Origin of the sequence: Moorena sp. SIO1G6 (assembly GCF_010672795.1) — a bacterium.
Lineage (GTDB): Bacteria > Cyanobacteriota > Cyanobacteriia > Cyanobacteriales > Coleofasciculaceae > Moorena > Moorena producens.
Genome location: NZ_JAAHFZ010000056.1, coordinates 22644 through 41085 on the forward strand (window position 1 = coordinate 22644; position 18442 = coordinate 41085).

Annotated in this window: 13 protein-coding genes; 10 read left to right on the forward strand and 3 right to left on the reverse strand. The window is 43.2% G+C overall.

The genetic code is table 11. The annotated features are described in order from the left end of the window. Positions 1-184 precede the first annotated feature (184 nt). The 3 genes from galE to F6K63_RS30075 all read left to right on the forward strand — a co-directional run bounded on the left by galE (position 185) and on the right by F6K63_RS30075 (position 5817). Positions 185-1216, forward strand: coding sequence for a UDP-glucose 4-epimerase GalE (gene galE / locus F6K63_RS30065; protein WP_287313994.1), 1032 nt, complete (start codon positions 185-187; stop codon positions 1214-1216). Positions 1217-2480: 1264 nt separating this feature from the next. Beyond that, positions 2481-3638 (forward strand): glycosyltransferase family 4 protein, encoded by a 1158-nt coding sequence (locus F6K63_RS30070; protein ID WP_287313996.1) that lies wholly within the window; start codon positions 2481-2483, stop codon positions 3636-3638. 142 nt (positions 3639-3780) lie between these two features. Continuing rightward, positions 3781-5817 carry an ABC transporter ATP-binding protein gene (locus F6K63_RS30075; RefSeq protein WP_287313998.1) on the forward strand — a complete coding sequence of 679 codons (2037 nt, stop codon included), beginning with the start codon at positions 3781-3783 and terminating at the stop codon, positions 5815-5817. Positions 5818-6109: 292 nt separating this feature from the next. On the opposite strand, the gene F6K63_RS30080 is transcribed toward F6K63_RS30075, so the two are convergent. Then, entirely contained in the window at positions 6110-6418 is a 309-nt protein-coding gene (locus F6K63_RS30080; protein ID WP_287314000.1) for a hypothetical protein, read from the reverse strand. Between the two features lie 925 nt (positions 6419-7343). Here F6K63_RS30080 and F6K63_RS30085 point away from each other — a divergent pair. From F6K63_RS30085 to F6K63_RS30115, 7 genes are all read left to right on the forward strand, one after another. Continuing rightward, entirely contained in the window at positions 7344-8546 is a 1203-nt protein-coding gene (locus F6K63_RS30085) for an RNA-guided endonuclease InsQ/TnpB family protein (protein WP_287314001.1), read from the forward strand. A gap of 25 nt (positions 8547-8571) precedes the next feature. Beyond that, the gene (locus F6K63_RS30090; protein WP_287314003.1) at positions 8572-11019 is read left to right on the forward strand and encodes a GH116 family glycosyl hydrolase; all 2448 of its coding nucleotides are present in this window, start codon (positions 8572-8574) and stop codon (positions 11017-11019) included. A gap of 1032 nt (positions 11020-12051) precedes the next feature. Then, the gene (locus F6K63_RS30095) at positions 12052-12297 is read left to right on the forward strand and encodes a DUF4278 domain-containing protein (protein ID WP_008189294.1); all 246 of its coding nucleotides are present in this window, start codon (positions 12052-12054) and stop codon (positions 12295-12297) included. Between the two features lie 412 nt (positions 12298-12709). Continuing rightward, entirely contained in the window at positions 12710-12949 is a 240-nt protein-coding gene (locus F6K63_RS30100) for a group II intron maturase-specific domain-containing protein (protein WP_287314011.1), read from the forward strand. A 19-nt stretch (positions 12950-12968) separates the two neighbouring features. Continuing rightward, on the forward strand, positions 12969-13772 hold the full coding sequence (locus tag F6K63_RS30105; protein WP_287314005.1) for a hypothetical protein: 804 nt from the start codon (positions 12969-12971) through the stop codon (positions 13770-13772). A 565-nt stretch (positions 13773-14337) separates the two neighbouring features. Beyond that, entirely contained in the window at positions 14338-16836 is a 2499-nt protein-coding gene (locus tag F6K63_RS30110) for a CHASE2 domain-containing protein (protein ID WP_287314007.1), read from the forward strand. A 52-nt stretch (positions 16837-16888) separates the two neighbouring features. Further along, positions 16889-17140, forward strand: coding sequence for a hypothetical protein (locus F6K63_RS30115; protein WP_287314009.1), 252 nt, complete (start codon positions 16889-16891; stop codon positions 17138-17140). A 10-nt stretch (positions 17141-17150) separates the two neighbouring features. On the opposite strand, the gene F6K63_RS30120 is transcribed toward F6K63_RS30115, so the two are convergent. Continuing rightward, complete coding sequence (locus tag F6K63_RS30120; RefSeq protein WP_008189302.1) at positions 17151-17924, reverse strand: DUF1350 family protein; 774 nt, start codon at positions 17922-17924, stop codon at positions 17151-17153. 393 nt (positions 17925-18317) lie between these two features. Continuing rightward, a partial coding sequence (locus F6K63_RS30125; protein WP_287314013.1) for a transposase occupies positions 18318-18442 on the reverse strand: 125 nt, incomplete at its 5' end.

Here is an 18442-nt window from a genome sequence, read left to right on the forward strand (position 1 = left end):
GCCAGAATAATTAACCGGAATAATGAATCAGCTTGACTATTACGTCACAATTAGGTTCAAGCATCACCAAATCAAATCTGGCATCTCCATATGGGATTACTATTTTACCCAAATTTGCGGAATTACAAGCAATCCCAGGGAATAATTTGGTAAAAGCAAAAATCTAGACTAGCGAGGTATTCAAGTGTCGCAATCCAAAGCAACTGTGCTAGTTACAGGGGGAGCCGGATATATTGGCTCCCATGCTGTATTAGCACTCTTGGCAGCTGGCTACAACGTGGTGGTTCTAGACAATTTAGTCTATGGTCATCGAGACATAGTCGAAGATGTTCTAAAGGTGAAGCTAGTTGTCGGTGATACCAATGACCGGGTATTACTCGACAATCTTTTTAGAGACTATGATATCAGTGCAGTAATGCACTTTGCTGCCTATGCCTATGTGGGAGAGTCGGTCACTGACCCGGCTAAATATTACCGCAATAATGTCACCGGGACACTAACACTCCTGGAAGCTATGGTAGCAGCATCAATTAAAAAATTAGTCTTTTCCTCTACCTGTGCTACCTACGGGGTACCAAAAACTGTACCGATTCCAGAAGATCATCCCCAAAACCCAATTAATCCCTATGGGGCGAGTAAATTAATGGTAGAGCGGATTCTATCGGATTTCCATACCGCCTATGATTTAAAATCCGTAACCTTCCGCTATTTTAATGCTGCTGGTGCTGACCCAGAGGGTAGGCTAGGGGAAGATCACACTCCCGAAACCCACCTTATCCCCTTAGTGCTGCTTACTGCTTTAGGTAAACGGGAGTCGATCTCCATTTTTGGTGCCAATTATCCCACAGCTGATGGAACTTGTATTCGGGACTATATTCACGTCAAGGATTTAGCCTCTGCTCATGTTTTGGGGTTGGACTATTTGTTAAAGGGTGGGGATAGTCAAATCTTTAACTTAGGCAATGGCAACGGCTTCTCAGTCAAAGAAGTGATTGAGGCAGCCAGATTTGTCACAAAACAAAACATCAAAGCTATAGAATGCGATCGCCGTCCTGGTGATCCGCCCGCTTTGGTCGGTAGTAGTGACAAAGCCAGAAAACTTCTGGGTTGGTATCCCCAGTATTCCGATATAAACACCATCTTATCCAACGCCTGGCAATGGCATCAGAAGCGCCATGGGCTCAAGGATGCTGGCCTTAGAGTTCCCGTCGCATAAAGGATTAAGGATTAAGAATTAAGAATGTTCGCCTTAGGCGTTCGGTGTAGGGTATGATTAAAAATTAACTATTATCGCCTAATCAAACTATGGAGTAGGCACATAGGGACAGCTTTACCAATTGGCTGGATGTACCGGTGCGCTTGACCTAGTCAAGCGCACCGCAATGGTCAACTCTTACGTCCGATACTTTTTAGCTACCAAAGTCTACCAAGATAGACCAAGGATCGCCAAGGCAAGATGCAATAGCATCCAGGGGGTATCTCCCAAAGCTCTCGGGAATATCCCGCGAGCGCCATAAAAATGTCAAAAAAGTCTAACACCGGGATGTAACCGCAACTATCTTACCTTGGTTTTCGGCTTTAATTTAAGTTACATAATAATCCCTGTCGGTGTTACCATAATTTAAGTCTAACAAATAATAATAGTTTTTGGTAGACTCTGCGACATTTTCTCTAGCTGTTTACTAACCCTATGTTCCCTATGTTCCCTCTGTTTCCTTTCTTCCCTTTCTTCCCTATTTTCTAAATTTCCATCTACCACACCCCTGAAACGTTCAACGCTTTAGGGGTTAATGTCGGGTGCATCTCATATTTGAAAATTTTGCGTAGGGTGTGTTAGGGGAGCCTTCATTTTTCGCCTCGTAGTCAGGGTTTGGATAGCCCGCCCCGTAACGCACCACCGTGTCAAACAGCTTTTAGGAGATGCACCCTTAGTGTCGTTCGTCGATTTTTTGTTTGATTAGATTAGGGTGTGGAAAGCTTGATAGTTGATCACACCTGAGATTATAGCAGTTGAAACGGGAATACTGATTCTATGCGCCATTTTGCATTTCCCTGATTAAAGTGTTTATCTAGCAAAGTGTCAATCACCCCACCTAAATCGACAGGTAATGGTTGGTCTTCCTGAGATTTGACCCTTAGCACGCTTGGGTTTAGCTGGTAAGCACTTCCGAATAGCTCCCGAGTTGAGATTATCGGACAATTCCATAATTATGAGGTAAATTCAATTTTGTTACCCCGACTCCCGACTCCCGACTTCCTCTTTAGTGACCATTAGACCATTAGTAGGGTGGGCAAAGTAATCTAATCATGAATACTCAAAAGAATCAAATGGTTTTTGCCCACCCTACAAGCTCCCGACTCCCTCTGTCTTGAGCATTAGTGCGTGGTAATTGGGACATCTTGCTAAACCCAAGGGGAGTAATAACTTTCACACGAGAGGTTGATCACCATGTATCGTGTACCAGTTTTATCAAAATCCGATGAACAAAAAAGTTTCCCTAGTTGTCAGTGACTTGTCCGGTGGTGGTGCTATCCGGGCATTTTTGCTCGGACAAGTCCTGAAAAAGCTCAACTATGCCATAGACATTGTGGGATTTATGTTTGGGAAGGAGTTATATGCCACTCCTCCTTCTGGTTTTACCATTACTTCCGTCCCTGGTGGTAAATATCCTGGGGTCTTAACCGCTGCCCGAGACCTGTTAAAAAAGATAGATGGCGATATTATCTATGCCGTAAAACCCAAACCCACCAGTTTTGGTCTGTCTGTGCTGAAAAAGTTTACTAGCCGTCGTCCAATCATTCTAGATATGGATGATTGGGAGCTAAGTTGGTATGGTGGGGACCAATGGCAGTATCGTCCAACCCTTAAACAGTTCGGTAGGGATATTATTACCAAAGATGGTCAATTGAGATATCCAGACCATCCCCTCTATATCAAATGGCTAGAAAACTTGGTCAATTATGCGGACGCTATCACTATAGATACTCAGTTTCTCAAGGAACGCTTCGGTGGTGTCTATCTATCCAATGGTAAAGATACCGATCTGTTTGACCCCGAGCACTATGACCCAGAACTGAGCAGGAAGCGTTATGGGTTATCGGAGTATCGGGTATTAATGTTTCCTGGTGCGCCACGACCCCACAAAGGAGTTGAAGATGTTTTAGTAGCGCTAGAGTATCTCAATCAGCCAGACTTAAGATTGGTGATTGTAGGAGGCAGTCCCTATGATGATTATGATCAACAACTGATCAAACAATGGGGACGTTGGATTCTTAAATTGCCCAGAACCCCAGTCGAAGAAATGCCAGAGGTCGTGTCAGCGGCTCATATTGTGGTGGTTCCCCAGCGAGATACTCTGGCGGCTAGAGCTCAGTTTCCTTTAAAATTGACAGATGGTATGGCAATGGCTAAGCCAGTTTTGTCTACCCGTGTTGGGGATATCCCAACAATTTTAGGTGATACCGGTTATCTGGTTGAGCCTAGTTCGCCACAACAACTAGCTGAGGGGATTCAACAGATATTTCAGAATCTAGATGCTGCCAATCATAAAGGACTTCAAGCCAGGGAGCTATGTGTGAAGTACCATAGTGTTGATGCCATGGCGGCAGTTCTTGCAGATGTTATTGCTGATTTATAATCTGCTAAGCTGTTCAACATATAATTTTGCTCACTAACTAACAGCTTTTTTGTTGACTGTTTATGCTTGAATGGAGCACCAGTAAGTCTTCCCCTATACCAACAGTCAACAGTCAACACTCAACAAGAAAAAAACAGTAATCATGTCTCCTAATCGATTACTCCTTAGCTACGCACTACGCCATCCTATCTTGATTGTATTGACTGTCCTGCTAGGATTTTCCAGTGCCATGTTTAATAGTGTCGGTACAACCATAATTGTGCCGTTAATGCTGGAGTTTTTAGGTCAAAAGAAACTAGAGCTAAGCAAAGCCCCCCCTATCATTCAGAAAACTATGGCTCTTTTTGAGGGCTTTGAAGGGGGCGATCGCTTGCTGCTCATGGTACTGGTAGTGCTCTTAGCCATTGTCCTGAAAAATGTAGCTAACTATGTCAATATCTTAGTGTCTACCCATTTATCCAAAAAATTAATTAATACCTTTCGTAAAGAAGGGATAAAATTACTACTGGATGTGGATCTAGATTTTTATGCTAAGACCAAAATTGGTGATATTATAAATCGGATTAGTCAAGAAATTGGTCGAGCCGCTAATGCCATTAAAATTGCCATTCAATTATTTACGACGGTAATCACAATTTTTGTATTTGTATTTCTTCTAATCTCGATTTCCTGGCAACTCACTATTGCAACAAGTATTTTATTATTGGGCGTATTCATTATTAATCAAGTTTTTGTGAGGCGGTCTAAGCAATTTGGTAAAATTCTATCAGAAAAATCAAGAAAATATTCAGGTTCATTACTGGAAATATTAACGGGAATTAGGTTAATCAAATCAGTTAGTAATGAACAAGATGAATATCAACGGATTGAAAAAGTTATTGATGAACGTGAACAGGCTGAATTTCAATCCCAGGCTAATTTTGCGGCAATTAACCCCATTAATGAAGTCTCGGGAATATTGGCAATTTTAGCCATCGTCTTTGTGGGCAAAAATCTCCTGTTGCAAGATAGTTCAGCAGAAGAACTGGAAGCGATATCTACTGTTTTGGGGATTTATTTATTCTTACTATTCCGTTTGTTACCAGTAATCAGTCAGTTGAATGGGCAAAGAAGTCGGTTTGCTAATGTGTCTGCTAGTACAGCAATCGTGGCGGATTTTTTGCGCAGAGACAACAAACCGATCATGAGCAATGGCAAAAATATCTACAGGAAGCTATCCCAAGAAATTCGCATTGAAAATCTCTCCTTTGCCTATCCTGGTCATCAGGATTCGGTACTCAATGGGGTGAATTTGTCGATTCCTAAAGGCACTACTATGGCATTGGTAGGTGCTTCCGGTGCCGGTAAGTCAACCTTGGCAGATTTGTTGCCACGATTTTATGACCCAGTTGAAGGACGAATCACTATCGATGGCACAGATTTGAAGGATTACGATATCCGTTCCCTCAGACAAGCGATGGGGGTTGTCAGTCAGGATACGTTTTTATTTAATAATTCGGTGCGCAACAATATTGCTTATGGAATGACAGATGTGACCGAGGAAGATATTATTGCAGCAGCGAAACGAGCCAATGCCTATGAATTTATCATGCAATTACCCCAAGGGTTTGATACCAAAGTAGGCGATCGCGGTGTACTCTTATCCGGTGGACAACGTCAACGCATGGCCATTGCCCGGGCACTGCTGCGGAATCCAGATATTTTAATTTTAGATGAAGCAACCAGTGCTTTAGATACGGTTTCCGAACGGCTAGTACAACAAGCTATTGATGAACTCTGTCGCGATCGCACAACGGTAGTGATTGCTCACCGACTGTCCACGATCCAAAAAGCTCATCAAATCGTAGTTATGGACAAAGGGCAAGTGGTTGAGATTGGCACCCATAAAGAACTGCTTAACAAGGAGGGTTACTACTCTCGTTTGTACAAGATGCAGTTTGAGCACAATAGCAATGGAGATATTAAAAATGTCGTCAAAAAGGAGTTAGTCAAGACCTCCCATGAAGTGCGAACTCACCTGACCCCAATGATTGTTTGCTTGCAGTTAGTGGTGAATGACCTAGTTGATAGCCCTCAGGAACGTCATGAATTAACTGAAGAAGCCTATAAATCAGCAGTTCGTCTGCTTAAAACGTTGGAGTATTTAGAAGAAAGCTCAACTATAAAATCAATAGCCTGATTTGTGATGCCTTTTATCGTAAGCATTCAGCCATCAGCGGTCAGCCGTCAGCCCTGAGCCATTACCGTAGCGTGAGCCTTGGCCCAAAGCTAATAGCTAATAGCTGTTCGCGTAGCGTGCGCTACGCGAACAGCTATTAGATCTTTTTCTTATCCCGAACTGACCTGAGTTATAAGGGTTTGAGCTTGCTATTAAATGAATCTAGGGTTAATTTGGGACTGTATCTTCCCTAAGCTCATTTGCATCAAAGCCTTATATACTAAGCTTTTTAGGGCTCATGTCACCCACTCAGCTACACCTCACCAACAGCAATAAAGCTGAAACCACTATCTTCAGGACGATCGGGTGTTGAAGTTTGGCATACGAAGTAATTAGGTGTAATCTCAACGACTGAAATAGACATCATAAAACTCATCCAAGAATGCCCATAAATTGTACAGGTTACTCCAGGAATTTCTGCAAATGGCTGATCAAACCTGATCATGTAAATCCCTCCCCGGTTTTTGTCAACCTTGAAGCCTTTACCAGAGACAATAGAGCCGTTTGCCCCAACAACACCGAAGATATGAGCGTCTTCATGATCACCATGAGATGTAACCATTGTTAATACTAACTCCTGTTAGATTTACTGTTTACAATAGGGTTGTAGGAAAAAAGAATTGATTACATTCTTTAGTTTCACTACACATACTAGATTAGTATTCTCCACAGTTTTTAATCTCATAAAACTCATGTAAAAACTCATGTAAAAACTCATGTAAAAACTCATGTAAAAACTCATATAGCAATTCTACGACTGGTGAGGTGAAAATTTCTGAGGTGCGACCCGTGGCGAATTTAATTACGGGTCAAGCGCACCTAAGTTTTTAGGGAGCAGGGAGCAGGGAGCAGGGAGCAGGGAGCAGGGAGCAGCGGATATGGGAAGTCGGAAGTCGGAAGTGGGAAGAGGAAAAAAATAATGTGTACCTCATAGCTATGAGAAACGCTATTATACCTCATAAACCTCATGTAAAACCTCATGTAAAACCTCATGTAAAACCTCATGTAAAACCTCATGTAAAACCTCATGTAAAACCTCATGTAAAACCTCATAAACCTCATAAATCTCATGTAAAACCTCATGTAAAACCTCATAAAACTCATGTAAAACCTCATAAATAGGACTTAAGCATTGACAAAATAAACAAAATGTGTATCAAAGGGGAAGGATTGACTCTTATACCCATGAGGTACAAATCGCTGCTCCGAAGTCCCTGCTCCCTGCTCCCTATTTCAAGAATTAATTTTAGTTTTGTCCGACCCAAGCAGATCAGTGGCGTGGCTAGGGGCTGTTGGTTGACCCAACTGACTAAAGCAGCTATAGTTAGGTGAGCATGTGACCGAAAATCTGAGGGCGCAAGCCCCTGAATTATATTCATGGGGTTAGCCCGAAGGGAATTTATTCCCTAACTGTTCCTGGAACCTTGGCTCTGATATATCGACTATAATAGTAAGCAAAGCAAGCCGCTATGCGGAGGTGATATAGAGTGCTAGTAATGGAGTTCAAAGCAGTCCTCAAGGAATCCCAAAAAATAGCCATTGACGAAGCTATTCGGACATCGCGATTTGTCCGAAACAAAGTGCTGAGATACTGGATGGAGAATCGCGGGGTTGGAAAAAAGGAACTCTATCGCTACAACACTCAATTAAGGGATGAATTCAAGTTTGTTAAAGACCTAAATAGTCATGCATGTCAGGCTTCAGTCGAAAACGTAGAACGAGCAATAAAGCGGTTCTACGACAACTGCAAGAATAAGGTACCAGGGAAGAAGGGTTACCCCCGTTTTAAGAAACATTCTCGCTCTGTTGAATATAAACAGTCTGGCTGGAAATTATCGCCCGACAAAAAATCCCTCAAATTTACCGACAAGAAAGGGATCGGAAACGTCAAGCTCAAGGGGACTTGGGATTTATGGCAATTCGACCAAAAGTTAATAAAGCGAGTTCGCATTGTCAAAAGAGCTGATGGTTACTACATCCAGTTCTGCGTCAAGGTAGATAACCACGAACAATTAGAAGCGACAGGCTTTGCCGTTGGATTAGACGTTGGACTAAAAGAGTTTTACACAGATTCTGATGGATACTCCGAGCCTAATCCTAGGTTTTATAGAAAAGTCGAAAAACGTCTGAAATTTCATCAACGTCGAGTTTCTCGAAAAAAGAAAGGCTCTGCTAACCTAAGACACGCCGTTAATAGACTAGGTAGACAGCACCTTAAAATAAGTAGACAACGTGAAGAACATGCCAAGAGACTGGCACGTTGCGTAATCCGGTCTAACGACCTGGTCGCCTATGAAGATTTAAGGGTCAAAAACTTAGTTAAAAACCACTGTCTAGCCAAGTCGATTAATGATGCAGGTTGGTACCAGTTTCGAGAGTGGCTGGAATATTTTGGCGAAAAGTTGGGCAGGATAACTGTTGCGGTGAATCCTGCTTATACAACCCAAAACTGTTCCAACTGTGGTGAAGTGGTCAAAAAGTCATTATCGACTCGAACCCATATCTGCAAGTGCGGGTGTCGGTTAGATCGCGACCACAACGCCGCCAAAAATATTCTCACAAGAGCCTTGAGTACGGTGGGGCACACCGGAACTTTAATCAACGCTTGGGGAGAGGATGCCTCTACTCTTCTTGGTTCCGGCCTGGAAGAGCAAGTAACCTCGTTGAACCAAGAATCCCCTAGCTTCTAGCTATGGGGAGTGTCAAAATCAGGGAATGATCTATCAACCACCACGGCCAAAAATTCCTGAGTGTAGCTGGCAACGTCCCCTGGGACTAGGCTGGGATAAACCTTATACTGTCCGTTACCCAAGTAATCTGGATGATGGGCCTTGGCACGGCATGCCCTTGGGGGGATTTGGGGCTGGTTGTATTGGTCGCTCTCCCCGAGGAGATTTTAATTTATGGCACTTGGATGGGGGAGAACACATCTTTAAAAGCCTCCCCGGTTGTCAATTTAGTGTATTTGAACAACCAGAGCATTCTCAGCCGATGGCTTATGCTTTATGTACTCAACCACCAGAGGATGGTAAGCTAGGCTCTTGGGAATGGTATCCAACCCAAGGCAAAGGTGAGGAAAACAGCTCAGAGGTTTCTGGTCACTACTATGCTTTGTATCCTCGCAGTTGGTTTACCTATGAAAATGTCTTTCAGACTGAACTAACCTGTGAGCAGTTTTCTCCGATTTGGGCAGGATGTTATCAGGAAAGTAGTTACCCGGTGGCGGTGTTTGAGTGGACGGCTCACAACCCTACTGATACCCCGATTACCGTTAGCATCATGCTCACTTGGCAGAATATGGTGGGTTGGTTTACCAATGGGATTAAAAATCCCGAGGTGCGGGTAAGGGATGATGGTAGTCCGGTGTATGAGTACCAGCCTCGGTGGGGAGATAGTACCGGGAATTTGAATCAGTGGATTGTGGATCACTATCGGGTCGGATTTGTTCTAGACCGGGTGAGACTGGGGGATGATATTAAAGAAGGGGAAGGGCAATTGTGCCTGGCTACAGTTACTAATCCCAGTATGGAGGTGTTCTACCACGGTCGCTGGAATCCAGTTGGTGATGGTGCTGAGGTTTGGGATACCTTTGCTACGGATGGTAGCTTGGTAGACCATCAAGATGAAACCCCAGCGGCACCAGGAGAACAAATTGCCTGCGCGATCGCAATTCGCTTTACCCTTCGTCCAGGTAAAACCCGCAAAATTCCCTTTATCCTGGCTTGGGACTTCCCGGTGACCGAATTTAAATTAGGTATTAACTATTACCGGAGATACACGGACTTTTTTGGACGCAACGGTAATAATGGCTGGCCGATGGTGCGCACTGCTCTCAAGCACCATGATCTGTGGCGAGAACAAATTGAATCATGGCAAGAACCGATTTTAAATCAGGAAGATTTACCGAATTGGTTCAAGATGGCCTTGTTTAATGAGCTGTACTTGCTCACGGATGGCGGTACTCTCTGGACAGCAGCAACTGAACTTGACCCAATTGGACAGTTTGGTGTATTAGAATGTCTAGATTACCGTTGGTACGAAAGCCTGGATGTGCGGCTCTATGGTTCTTTTGCCCTAGCAATGCTGTGGCCGAAACTGGATAAAGCGGTGCTAGAAGCCTTTGCCCGAGCTATCCCGACCAGGGATGAAACACTGCGTATTATTGGCTACAACCAAGCTCAAGCTGTCCGTAAAATTGCGGATGCTACTCCCCATGACCTAGGAGCTCCCAATGAGCATCCTTGGCAACAGACGAATTATACTAGCTACCAGGATTGTAACCAGTGGAAGGATTTAGCCAGTGACTTTGTTTTACAAGTCTATCGGGATTTTGTCTTTTCTAGCGCTACAGATATAGAGTTTTTGTGGGAGTGCTGGTCATCCATTGTCAAGGCACTGGCTTATCTCAAGGGGTTTGACCAAGATGGAGATGGGATACCAGAAAACTATGGCGCACCAGATCAGACCTTTGATGATTGGCGATTGCAGGGAGTAAGTGCTTACTGTGGGGGGTTGTGGTTAGCGGCCTTGGAGAGTGCGATCGCAATTGGAGAAATTCTGACCAAAAATTATCCACCAACATCCCCATTCGTAGAAGTACCTGAGCTAGATTCCATTCAAGACACCATTGAGTGCTATCGCCAATGGTTAGCACAAGCTATGCCAATTTATCAAGAAAAGCTGTGGAATGGGCACTACTATCAACTAGATAGTGAAAGTGGCTCAGATGTGGTGATGGCAGACCAGTTGTGTGGTCAATTTTATGCTCAGTTACTGGGATTACCGGATATTGTACCCCCAGAGTGTACTCTCTCAGCCCTCAAGACTGTGTATGATGCCTGTTTTTTAAAGTTCCATGAGGGTCAACTCGGAGCAGTTAATGGAGTCAGACCCGATGGCACACCAGAAGATCCTGATGCCACTCATCCGATGGAAGTGTGGACAGGAATTAATTTTGGATTAGCAGCATTTCTGATTCAGCAAGGCATGAAAGATGAAGCTTTACGTATAACTGAAGCAGTGGTGAGGCAGGTTTATGATCATGGCTTGCAATTTAGGACACCAGAAGCAATTACAGCAGCAGGGACATTCCGGGCTAGTCACTATTTGCGAGCCATGGGGATTTGGGCAGTTTATCTAATGCTTAAGGATAATACCAACTAGAAAAAGACAGGTAATGGCGGGGGTTGTTTACCCTTAGTTATGCGATGCTCCTTTGGAGCCGCTACGGGAACGTACTGCCACACTATCAGCAAGATGCCCTAATCGCTGGTTTTTCAACGGAAAATCCTATAGCCAAATTTTATAATGTCCTGATGATGAACTTAGCAATAAGAAGGTAGGTAAGGGAGCAAGCCTGATTGATAGTCCAAGCTACAGCAGCTTGGGGATCTTGCGGTGCGACCCAAGGGCGATTTACTCGCCCATTGGAAAGCGCACCGTCAGGATGATAGTTAATTTTATGGCGTTGCTGATTCTGGGTATGGTTTTGCCCCCCTAGGGCGTGTCTTCAAACTCCGAGATCCCCCTAAATCCCCCTTAAAAAAGGGGGACTTTGAGTATGGCTCCCCCCTTAATAAGGGGGGCTGGGGGGGATCTAATATCTTGCGGAAAACTTTGAAAACACACCCTAGCCCCCCAAGCGAGGGATTGCTCGCTTGGGGGGAACAAAACTCTCAAAGTCCCCCAAGCGAGGGATTGCTCGCTTGGGGGATTTAGGGGGCTGTCATAAAACCAGATAATCGCGCATTCATTCTTTAATTCAGCAACGCCAATTTTATTGCTGTTTCGGTAAATTTTTTACCTGGTTGAGTGATTTTTTCTCTGCCAGGGATTATTTTAACATAGTGAAACCAACCTTGGCAATAATTTGCTTTGGTTTCGCTACTCCTCAACTGCTCTCTACATAAAATCAAGGGTTTTAGGAGTAAAGTCACTCAACCAGATTTGTTACTTGTAAGCATTGAGCTATCAGCACAAAATCCGTCAGTTTTTCAATCAAGCAAAACTTAGAAATTTTCCTGAGAGGAGCGAGTACATGAGTTATCTTGGACAACCTTCAATCAGCGGATAGCTGATAGCTCTAGGCTGAATGCTTACTGTTCCGTTAGTCTAACTTTCGGGCATTCTCTAAGTATAGGCTCTGACTTGGAGTGATCAATTACAGATATAACAAACAATTAAGAGGATAAAATAATGAAATTCACTTACCGTGGTATTACCTATGAAAATGATCCGGTAAATTTTGAGATGAAATCCGAAAAAATTGTTGGTAAGTATCGTGGTGTCCGTTGGCGACAGCCAAAGCTCAACGGTGTGCTTTTACCGGAAGCTATCGGTAAATTAAAGTATCGTGGGGCATATTATCTCCACGTTGTTTGGGGTAAACCGATTGATTTTACTAAGCAACGTTACGGAGCAAAGCATCCTTGTTCTAAATAGCTAAGCTATTGCCTTATCCCAGATCAGCTATAGCGCCAATCGGCCTTAGCTGAATGCTTACATACATAAGCTATAGAGTATCTTGAAATTGTTCCTTAAGTTGGGCTTTGGGTAATCCACGATAGCAACACTATTACTAAACTAAGGCAAAAGGCTTTCATGCAAAAGGCTTCAATGGCTTACCCAAATTGCCACAATACTTGGCACAATACTATAGATGCTTTGGATGCCTTCCCGTAGGGGTGGGGAAAGCCCGTTATATCCTTGGGACGCTTCTGCTGAGGAAAACCTCTGGATGATTGGTTGAGCTAGTTCGCCTCCTTATAGCTAGAAACTGGTGGCGAACACCAGGTTATGATATAGGTTAGTACCCAAAGACTAACTAATCGAAACTAATAACCGATGGATGGATATGGCTAGAAGCTCCACCCCTGCACCGGACAAGGGAAATTTCCGTAGCTCTCCTTCTCAGGAGAAGCACAAAGGGTTCCAAAAGAAAGTCAAAAACATCGTCAACAACTCGAATTATGGAGCTAAGATTAAGGCAGAAAAACTTGCACCAATTGTAAGAGGATGGCGAAATGATCACCGCTCCGGCAAAATTGACAGTGTAAGACACTCTCTCTGGTTCCTTATAGTTAAGAGGTTTTGAGTTTTATTCGATAGTGATTATGTCCCATCATCTCATCTTCAGAGAATCACGGACTGAGGTTTCTGTACCTGTGAAAATTGCATCCTCACCTCCATCTACCATTCCCAATACGTCTGGGTCTGCTGGGCAACTGGGGAATTTGAATCATTGGATTTTTGTGTCTATTGGACTAGCTTTAGTGGTGATTGGATTAGTAGTGTATGGTAAGCTGCAATTCAAGGATAGGGACAAAAAGCTCAAATTGGAGCAGTATAAAACTGCTGATCTCCGAAAAAAGTTAAAGCTGGCGCTTAATACCATCCGGAAAATGGAATCCAATCCCGATTTGGTTCACTCGCGGGAATTTAATCTGGACTACCTCAGAATGCGAATGGAAGAAGAGGTATTCCACTTTGGAGTTATCAATCAAATTAAAATTCGAATAAAACAGTTAATCAGTATAGCATTACGACCTACTCAAGACTCTAGAAATGTTATCGGTGTTGCTAGTATGTCAGGTCGTAAAATTAATGAAATATTTGATGTTAAGTACGAGACTGAAATTCGAGGTAAACGCAGTGTGGGAGTGCTTTTCCGCATTCAAGTTAAGTTAATGAAATTACCCACTCAACGCACCTCGGCAACCGTTAGCCAAATTATTGACTGTATTGAAACATTTCTTAGTCCAGATGCGGACAATGATACCTGGCAACCAACAATTCAAGGACGTATTGTTTGCATGCGTTGGGATCAAAAGGCAAAACCAACGCCATTATTAGTATTGGAGCAATCCACTGAAGGGGTTAATGTTACTCTAAGAACCAAACGGGTTGGGATGACGTAATATCAATTTCATTGATAGTAGTTCTCAATGGTTTTAGGGAGTAGGGAGTAGGGACTTCGGAGCTGGGACTTCGGAGCTGGGAGTAGGAAGATGGCGAGATGAAATTGGTATTACCAATTACCAATTACCAATTACCCAACCTTTACAATACCGATGCTCCCGGACATGATATTGGGCAGTGACTCTACCTGTAGGGTGCCTTAATCAGGCACTCTACTCTACTACTACGTAGAGATGAGGGTACGCAGTTTGGGGTAAGTTCTGTTTAGGTTATAGCGTTTATCGCAGTTATGAGGTACAGTATTCTTGGACTTTGATTCCCTGTATTGATGCAGCGCATCCCTATTCCCTATTACCTATTCCCCTACTGGGAGGGGTTAGGGGTGGGTTCCTGTTCCCTGTTCCGGTGATCCGCTGTTCCCTAAAATACCGAAATTTTGTACCTCATAGCTATGAGAATTGCTATATACTCCTTAAGCAAATTTTCAAACAGGCTTTAATAATCTTTATGCAGCTAATAAATTTGCTTCGATACTATAGATAATAAACGAGTAAAATACTCAAAATGTTTATTAATCCTAGGGGGTGGTTCGGGAAGATTATTCCTTCCCATACACCAACTCAGTATACAGATATTTCTACAAATAAAGATACATCATCACAGCATAACACTCGGTTAAATCCAGCTAGATTAGGTTTTATACTAGCTGTTTTTTTTCCCCTATTCGGAGCAATTTCAACGGCTCGTGATTGGGAGGGAGTGCAACGGATGGAAAGACAAACCCAAACTTGGTTTTTCCAACTTAGGGGTCCGGTGACTCCCCCAGACAATATAGTGATTTTGGCAATTGATGAGGAGTCTCTGAATTTAAATCAATCCTATTCTAATGATCAGTCTCAAGCACTAACTGATTTAGAACTTATCAAAAGCTGGCCTTGGAAACGAGCTGCTTATGCTACAGCGATTGAGCGGCTGATGGCTGCCGGAGCTAGGTCTGTCGCGGTTAGTCTTGTGTTAGATAGTCCCAGTAGTTACGGTGAGGCAGATGATCAACGGTTGAGAGAGGTGCTAAAAAACTATGGCGAAAAGGTTACTCTGGCCGCTATGTATGAGACTTACGAAACTGTTGAAGGTGAGACTATCAAGCTAGTTAAGCCAAATTCTTTGTTTGAGACACCCCAGCTATCTGTAGGTTCGATTAATTATCCCGTTGAGCCGGATGGCAGAATCTATCGTCTAGCCAATCAGTATCCCAAAGTTTGGGCTAAGAATAATCCAGAATTGGCAGAAACATCTAATCAGCTGATTTTTAAAGTACCTTCCTTTAACGAGGCTACCTTGGCAGCTGCTCAAGACTCAGGACTGAGGACGAAACCCAAAGCAGAGAATATTTTCTTCTACGGTTCGGATGTATTTCCATCTATTCCCTTCTGGTATGTCTTAGACGATAATCGCTGGCACACTCGCCTAGAAGATGGTAAGTCTTTCCAAGACAAGATTGTGTTAATTGGACCAACTGCTAGCTCATTACCAGATTTTCATCGGACTCCTGTGTCCGACAGAATGGCTGGGGTGGAAATCAATGCTAATGCGATCGCAACACTACTCGAAGGTCGTGCCATTGTCCAAGCAATTCCCAATCCTATCCACAGAGGAGTGTTGATCTTCTTAGGGGTTACGGTAGTAAGGTACTTATTCAGTCGGATTAAGCGATGGCAAGTTTGCCTAGGCTGGACAGTGCTCGGGGTAATCACTTGGGGAGGAATCAGTTATCTATTTTTCGTGTATGGGCGGCTAATTTTGCCTACAGCAGTGCCTTTAGTTAGCATGACTCTCAGTGGTATTTTCTGTAGCGCTATGGGAGCAATGCAAGACCTGAAGAATAAACAGCAACTACGCCAAACTCTCAAACATTACGTTTCTGCGCCGATTGTCCAAGAAATTATCTCTGGACAGGATGATTTACGCAATTTGCTGGAGGAAACGGAACAGGAACTATTTGCTACTAAGTTAAGTGGACGCTATCAAATCATCAAACGACTTAGTGCTGGAGGATTTGGCGAAACCTTTATTGCTGAAGACACCCAACGACCGGGAAATCCGACCTGTGTGGTCAAGCAGCTCAAACCTGCTAGCAATAATCCTCAACACTGGCAACTGGCTCGACGGTTATTTCACACCGAAGCAGAAATTCTGGAAAAGTTGGGCAAACATCACCAAATACCTGAGCTGTTAGCCTATTTTGATCAAAATCAAGAATTTTATCTAGTTGAAGAGTTCATTAATGGTCATCCTCTCAGCGATGAGTTACCACAGAAACCTCTTCCTGAAGCCAACGTCATTGCCATAGTGGTAGATATTCTACAGGTATTGCAGTTTGTCCACAGTCACAGTGTGATTCACCGAGATATTAAACCCGATAATCTAATTCGGCGCAAATTAGATCACAAGCTGGTGCTAATTGACTTTGGCGCTGTTAAACAAATTACTAATCAATTGCATCCAAGACGAAACCTGACTAATTTCACAGTGGGCATTGGTACTAAAGGTTATATGCCTAATGAACAAGCTGTGGGTAGTCCAAGATTTAACAGTGATATTTATGCCACAGGTATGATTGCTGTGCGATCGCTTACTGGCATACCTCCTAGCAAATTACCCACAGATCCCATAACTGGAGAAGTAATTTGGTTCGATAAGGCACAGGTCAGTCCTGAATTAGCTACAGTGGTCAACAAAATGGTGCGCTATAGCTTCCGAAGTCGCTATCAGTCGGCTCAGGAGGTATTAGAAGCACTGAAACCTTTAACCACAACCTTGCCAACATTCTCGTTTAGTAGCCCTAAGTCATCCGTAGTGCTAGAATCTGAGGCTTCCACCGTGCCAGCACTACAGGAAACCATGGTTGATAGTGACTGTTCGAGTTCACAGAAAACTGTTCCGTTGTCGGAATCTACCACAGTGCTAGAGGAGGAAACCATGCCCGATAGTGATTATTCGAGTTCACAGAAAACTGTTCCGTTGTCGGAATCTACCACAGTGCTAGAGTCTGACGAAACCTGATCCTAGTGATTAGTCAAGTGATTAGTCAGTCAATAGGCCAGTTGAATGTTAAGTGTCTACTTTCAAGATTCAACCTACCCTACACCGAACGCCAAAGGCGAACAACATTTTAGAATTTAGAATTCTACATTCTGCATTCTACATTCTGCATTTTGACAGACAACCTACCCTACACCGAACGCCAAAGGCGAACAACCTGCTAACCTTCAACCTGCTAACCTTCAACCTTGAACCTACTAACCTTGAACCAGCTAACCTTGAACCTACTAACCTTAAACCTTCAACCTTAAACCTTCAACCTTAAACCTTCAACATTAGGCCACTGCTAGAGGATTCAACCATCGCAAAATTTCCCGTTGCAAGCGATTTAAATCGCGATAGACTTCTTGCTTGACCCACTGACCTACGGCATCCAATGGGGTAAAAACTGCTCCTGGGTTTAACGTGACATCTTGCCCTAAAGGTGTTAAATGATTTCCTGGTATCCGCTGTAGGGCAACCATATTTGGAAAACGTTTCTGCAAGGTTTGGGTCAAGCTAACACTTTGGTCAATCTCGTCATCAGTGAATTTAATCAGTAAATTACGCTGGATTTGATAGCGTTGAGTAATCAGATAGTTAGTTTCTTGGGGTGAGGGAGTAAACTCGACCTGGAAGATAGGATTTAGGTTTAACTGTTCCACAAAGGGAATGGCACGGTCAGCGGAATAGTTGTTATAGGAAATCAAGATATTACCAGCTCGCTCTACACTGAAGAGGCTGCCAATCAACAAATGCAGTTTGCACCCCATGCTGTGGCCAATACCATAGATGGGTAGATACCGTTTCCTTAAAACATTGGTTACCTGTAAGCGATTTAGAGTAGTCTCGAAGCGGTTGAGTACATCTCGTGCGATCGCAATATGGTCGAGGGTATTCACAAACGGTGTCGCAATCACTGCATACCGTTGAGCTGCTAATTTTTCCAGTAACAATCGGTAAGTTACGTGGGGTGCTGTAGCAATAAACGCCCCACCCAGGAAATGGATAATCCCGGTGGGACGATTGGGGATTAAAACCCAGTTACCAGATATCTCTTGCCAGTCCATGCCATACTCTACAGGGTTTACCTCTTTTATTGTAAAGAAGTTTGTAGAGTACCCTAGAGTACTTTATTAATGTAGTATTATATAAAATTTAGGCATTCTGAATTTACAATTGAGTGTTTTCTTGACCTGGTATCATGAATCGAAATTCATAAGTGTTGGGAGTAGATAATAATTCTGCACCCCTAGGATTAAGGTATCGCCCGTTTAATTTTAACTTCATGCGACTCTTGAAGCTACCAGCGCAGTAGCTATGATTAGTATTAGCTCCAGGTGTGAAGGAAATCCTGTATTGAATTTCTCCTAGTGTAGGGTAGGCTTCGATATTAGGTAAATCTTGAGTAACACTAGTAATATCTTCAATTATGGTTCTTCAGTACCTAGTATGCTAAAATATTAGTTAAAATTCCAATTAAGTAAACATCTGGATTGAAAGTTTTTAAAGTTTCTGAATCCATAAGCTGAACGTTTAATAACTTTTAATTTGTTATTAATACCCTCAACCACCCCACTAGTTGTTC

Excerpts from the sequence above, each read along its gene's own strand:
- F6K63_RS30070 (WP_287313996.1), top strand. The coding sequence starts at position 2,481 with ATGAACAAAAAAGTTTCCCTAGTTGTCAGTGACTTGTCCGGTGGTGGT.
- F6K63_RS30090 (WP_287314003.1), top strand. The coding sequence starts at position 8,572 with ATGATCTATCAACCACCACGGCCAAAAATTCCTGAGTGTAGCTGGCAA.
- F6K63_RS30100 (WP_287314011.1), top strand. The coding sequence starts at position 12,710 with ATGGCTAGAAGCTCCACCCCTGCACCGGACAAGGGAAATTTCCGTAGC.
- F6K63_RS30080 (WP_287314000.1), bottom strand. The coding sequence starts at position 6,418 with ATGGTTACATCTCATGGTGATCATGAAGACGCTCATATCTTCGGTGTT.
- F6K63_RS30105 (WP_287314005.1), top strand. The coding sequence starts at position 12,969 with ATGTCCCATCATCTCATCTTCAGAGAATCACGGACTGAGGTTTCTGTA.
- F6K63_RS30110 (WP_287314007.1), top strand. The coding sequence starts at position 14,338 with ATGTTTATTAATCCTAGGGGGTGGTTCGGGAAGATTATTCCTTCCCAT.
- F6K63_RS30095 (WP_008189294.1), top strand. The coding sequence starts at position 12,052 with ATGAAATTCACTTACCGTGGTATTACCTATGAAAATGATCCGGTAAAT.
- F6K63_RS30120 (WP_008189302.1), bottom strand. The coding sequence starts at position 17,924 with ATGGACTGGCAAGAGATATCTGGTAACTGGGTTTTAATCCCCAATCGT.
- F6K63_RS30075 (WP_287313998.1), top strand. The coding sequence starts at position 3,781 with ATGTCTCCTAATCGATTACTCCTTAGCTACGCACTACGCCATCCTATC.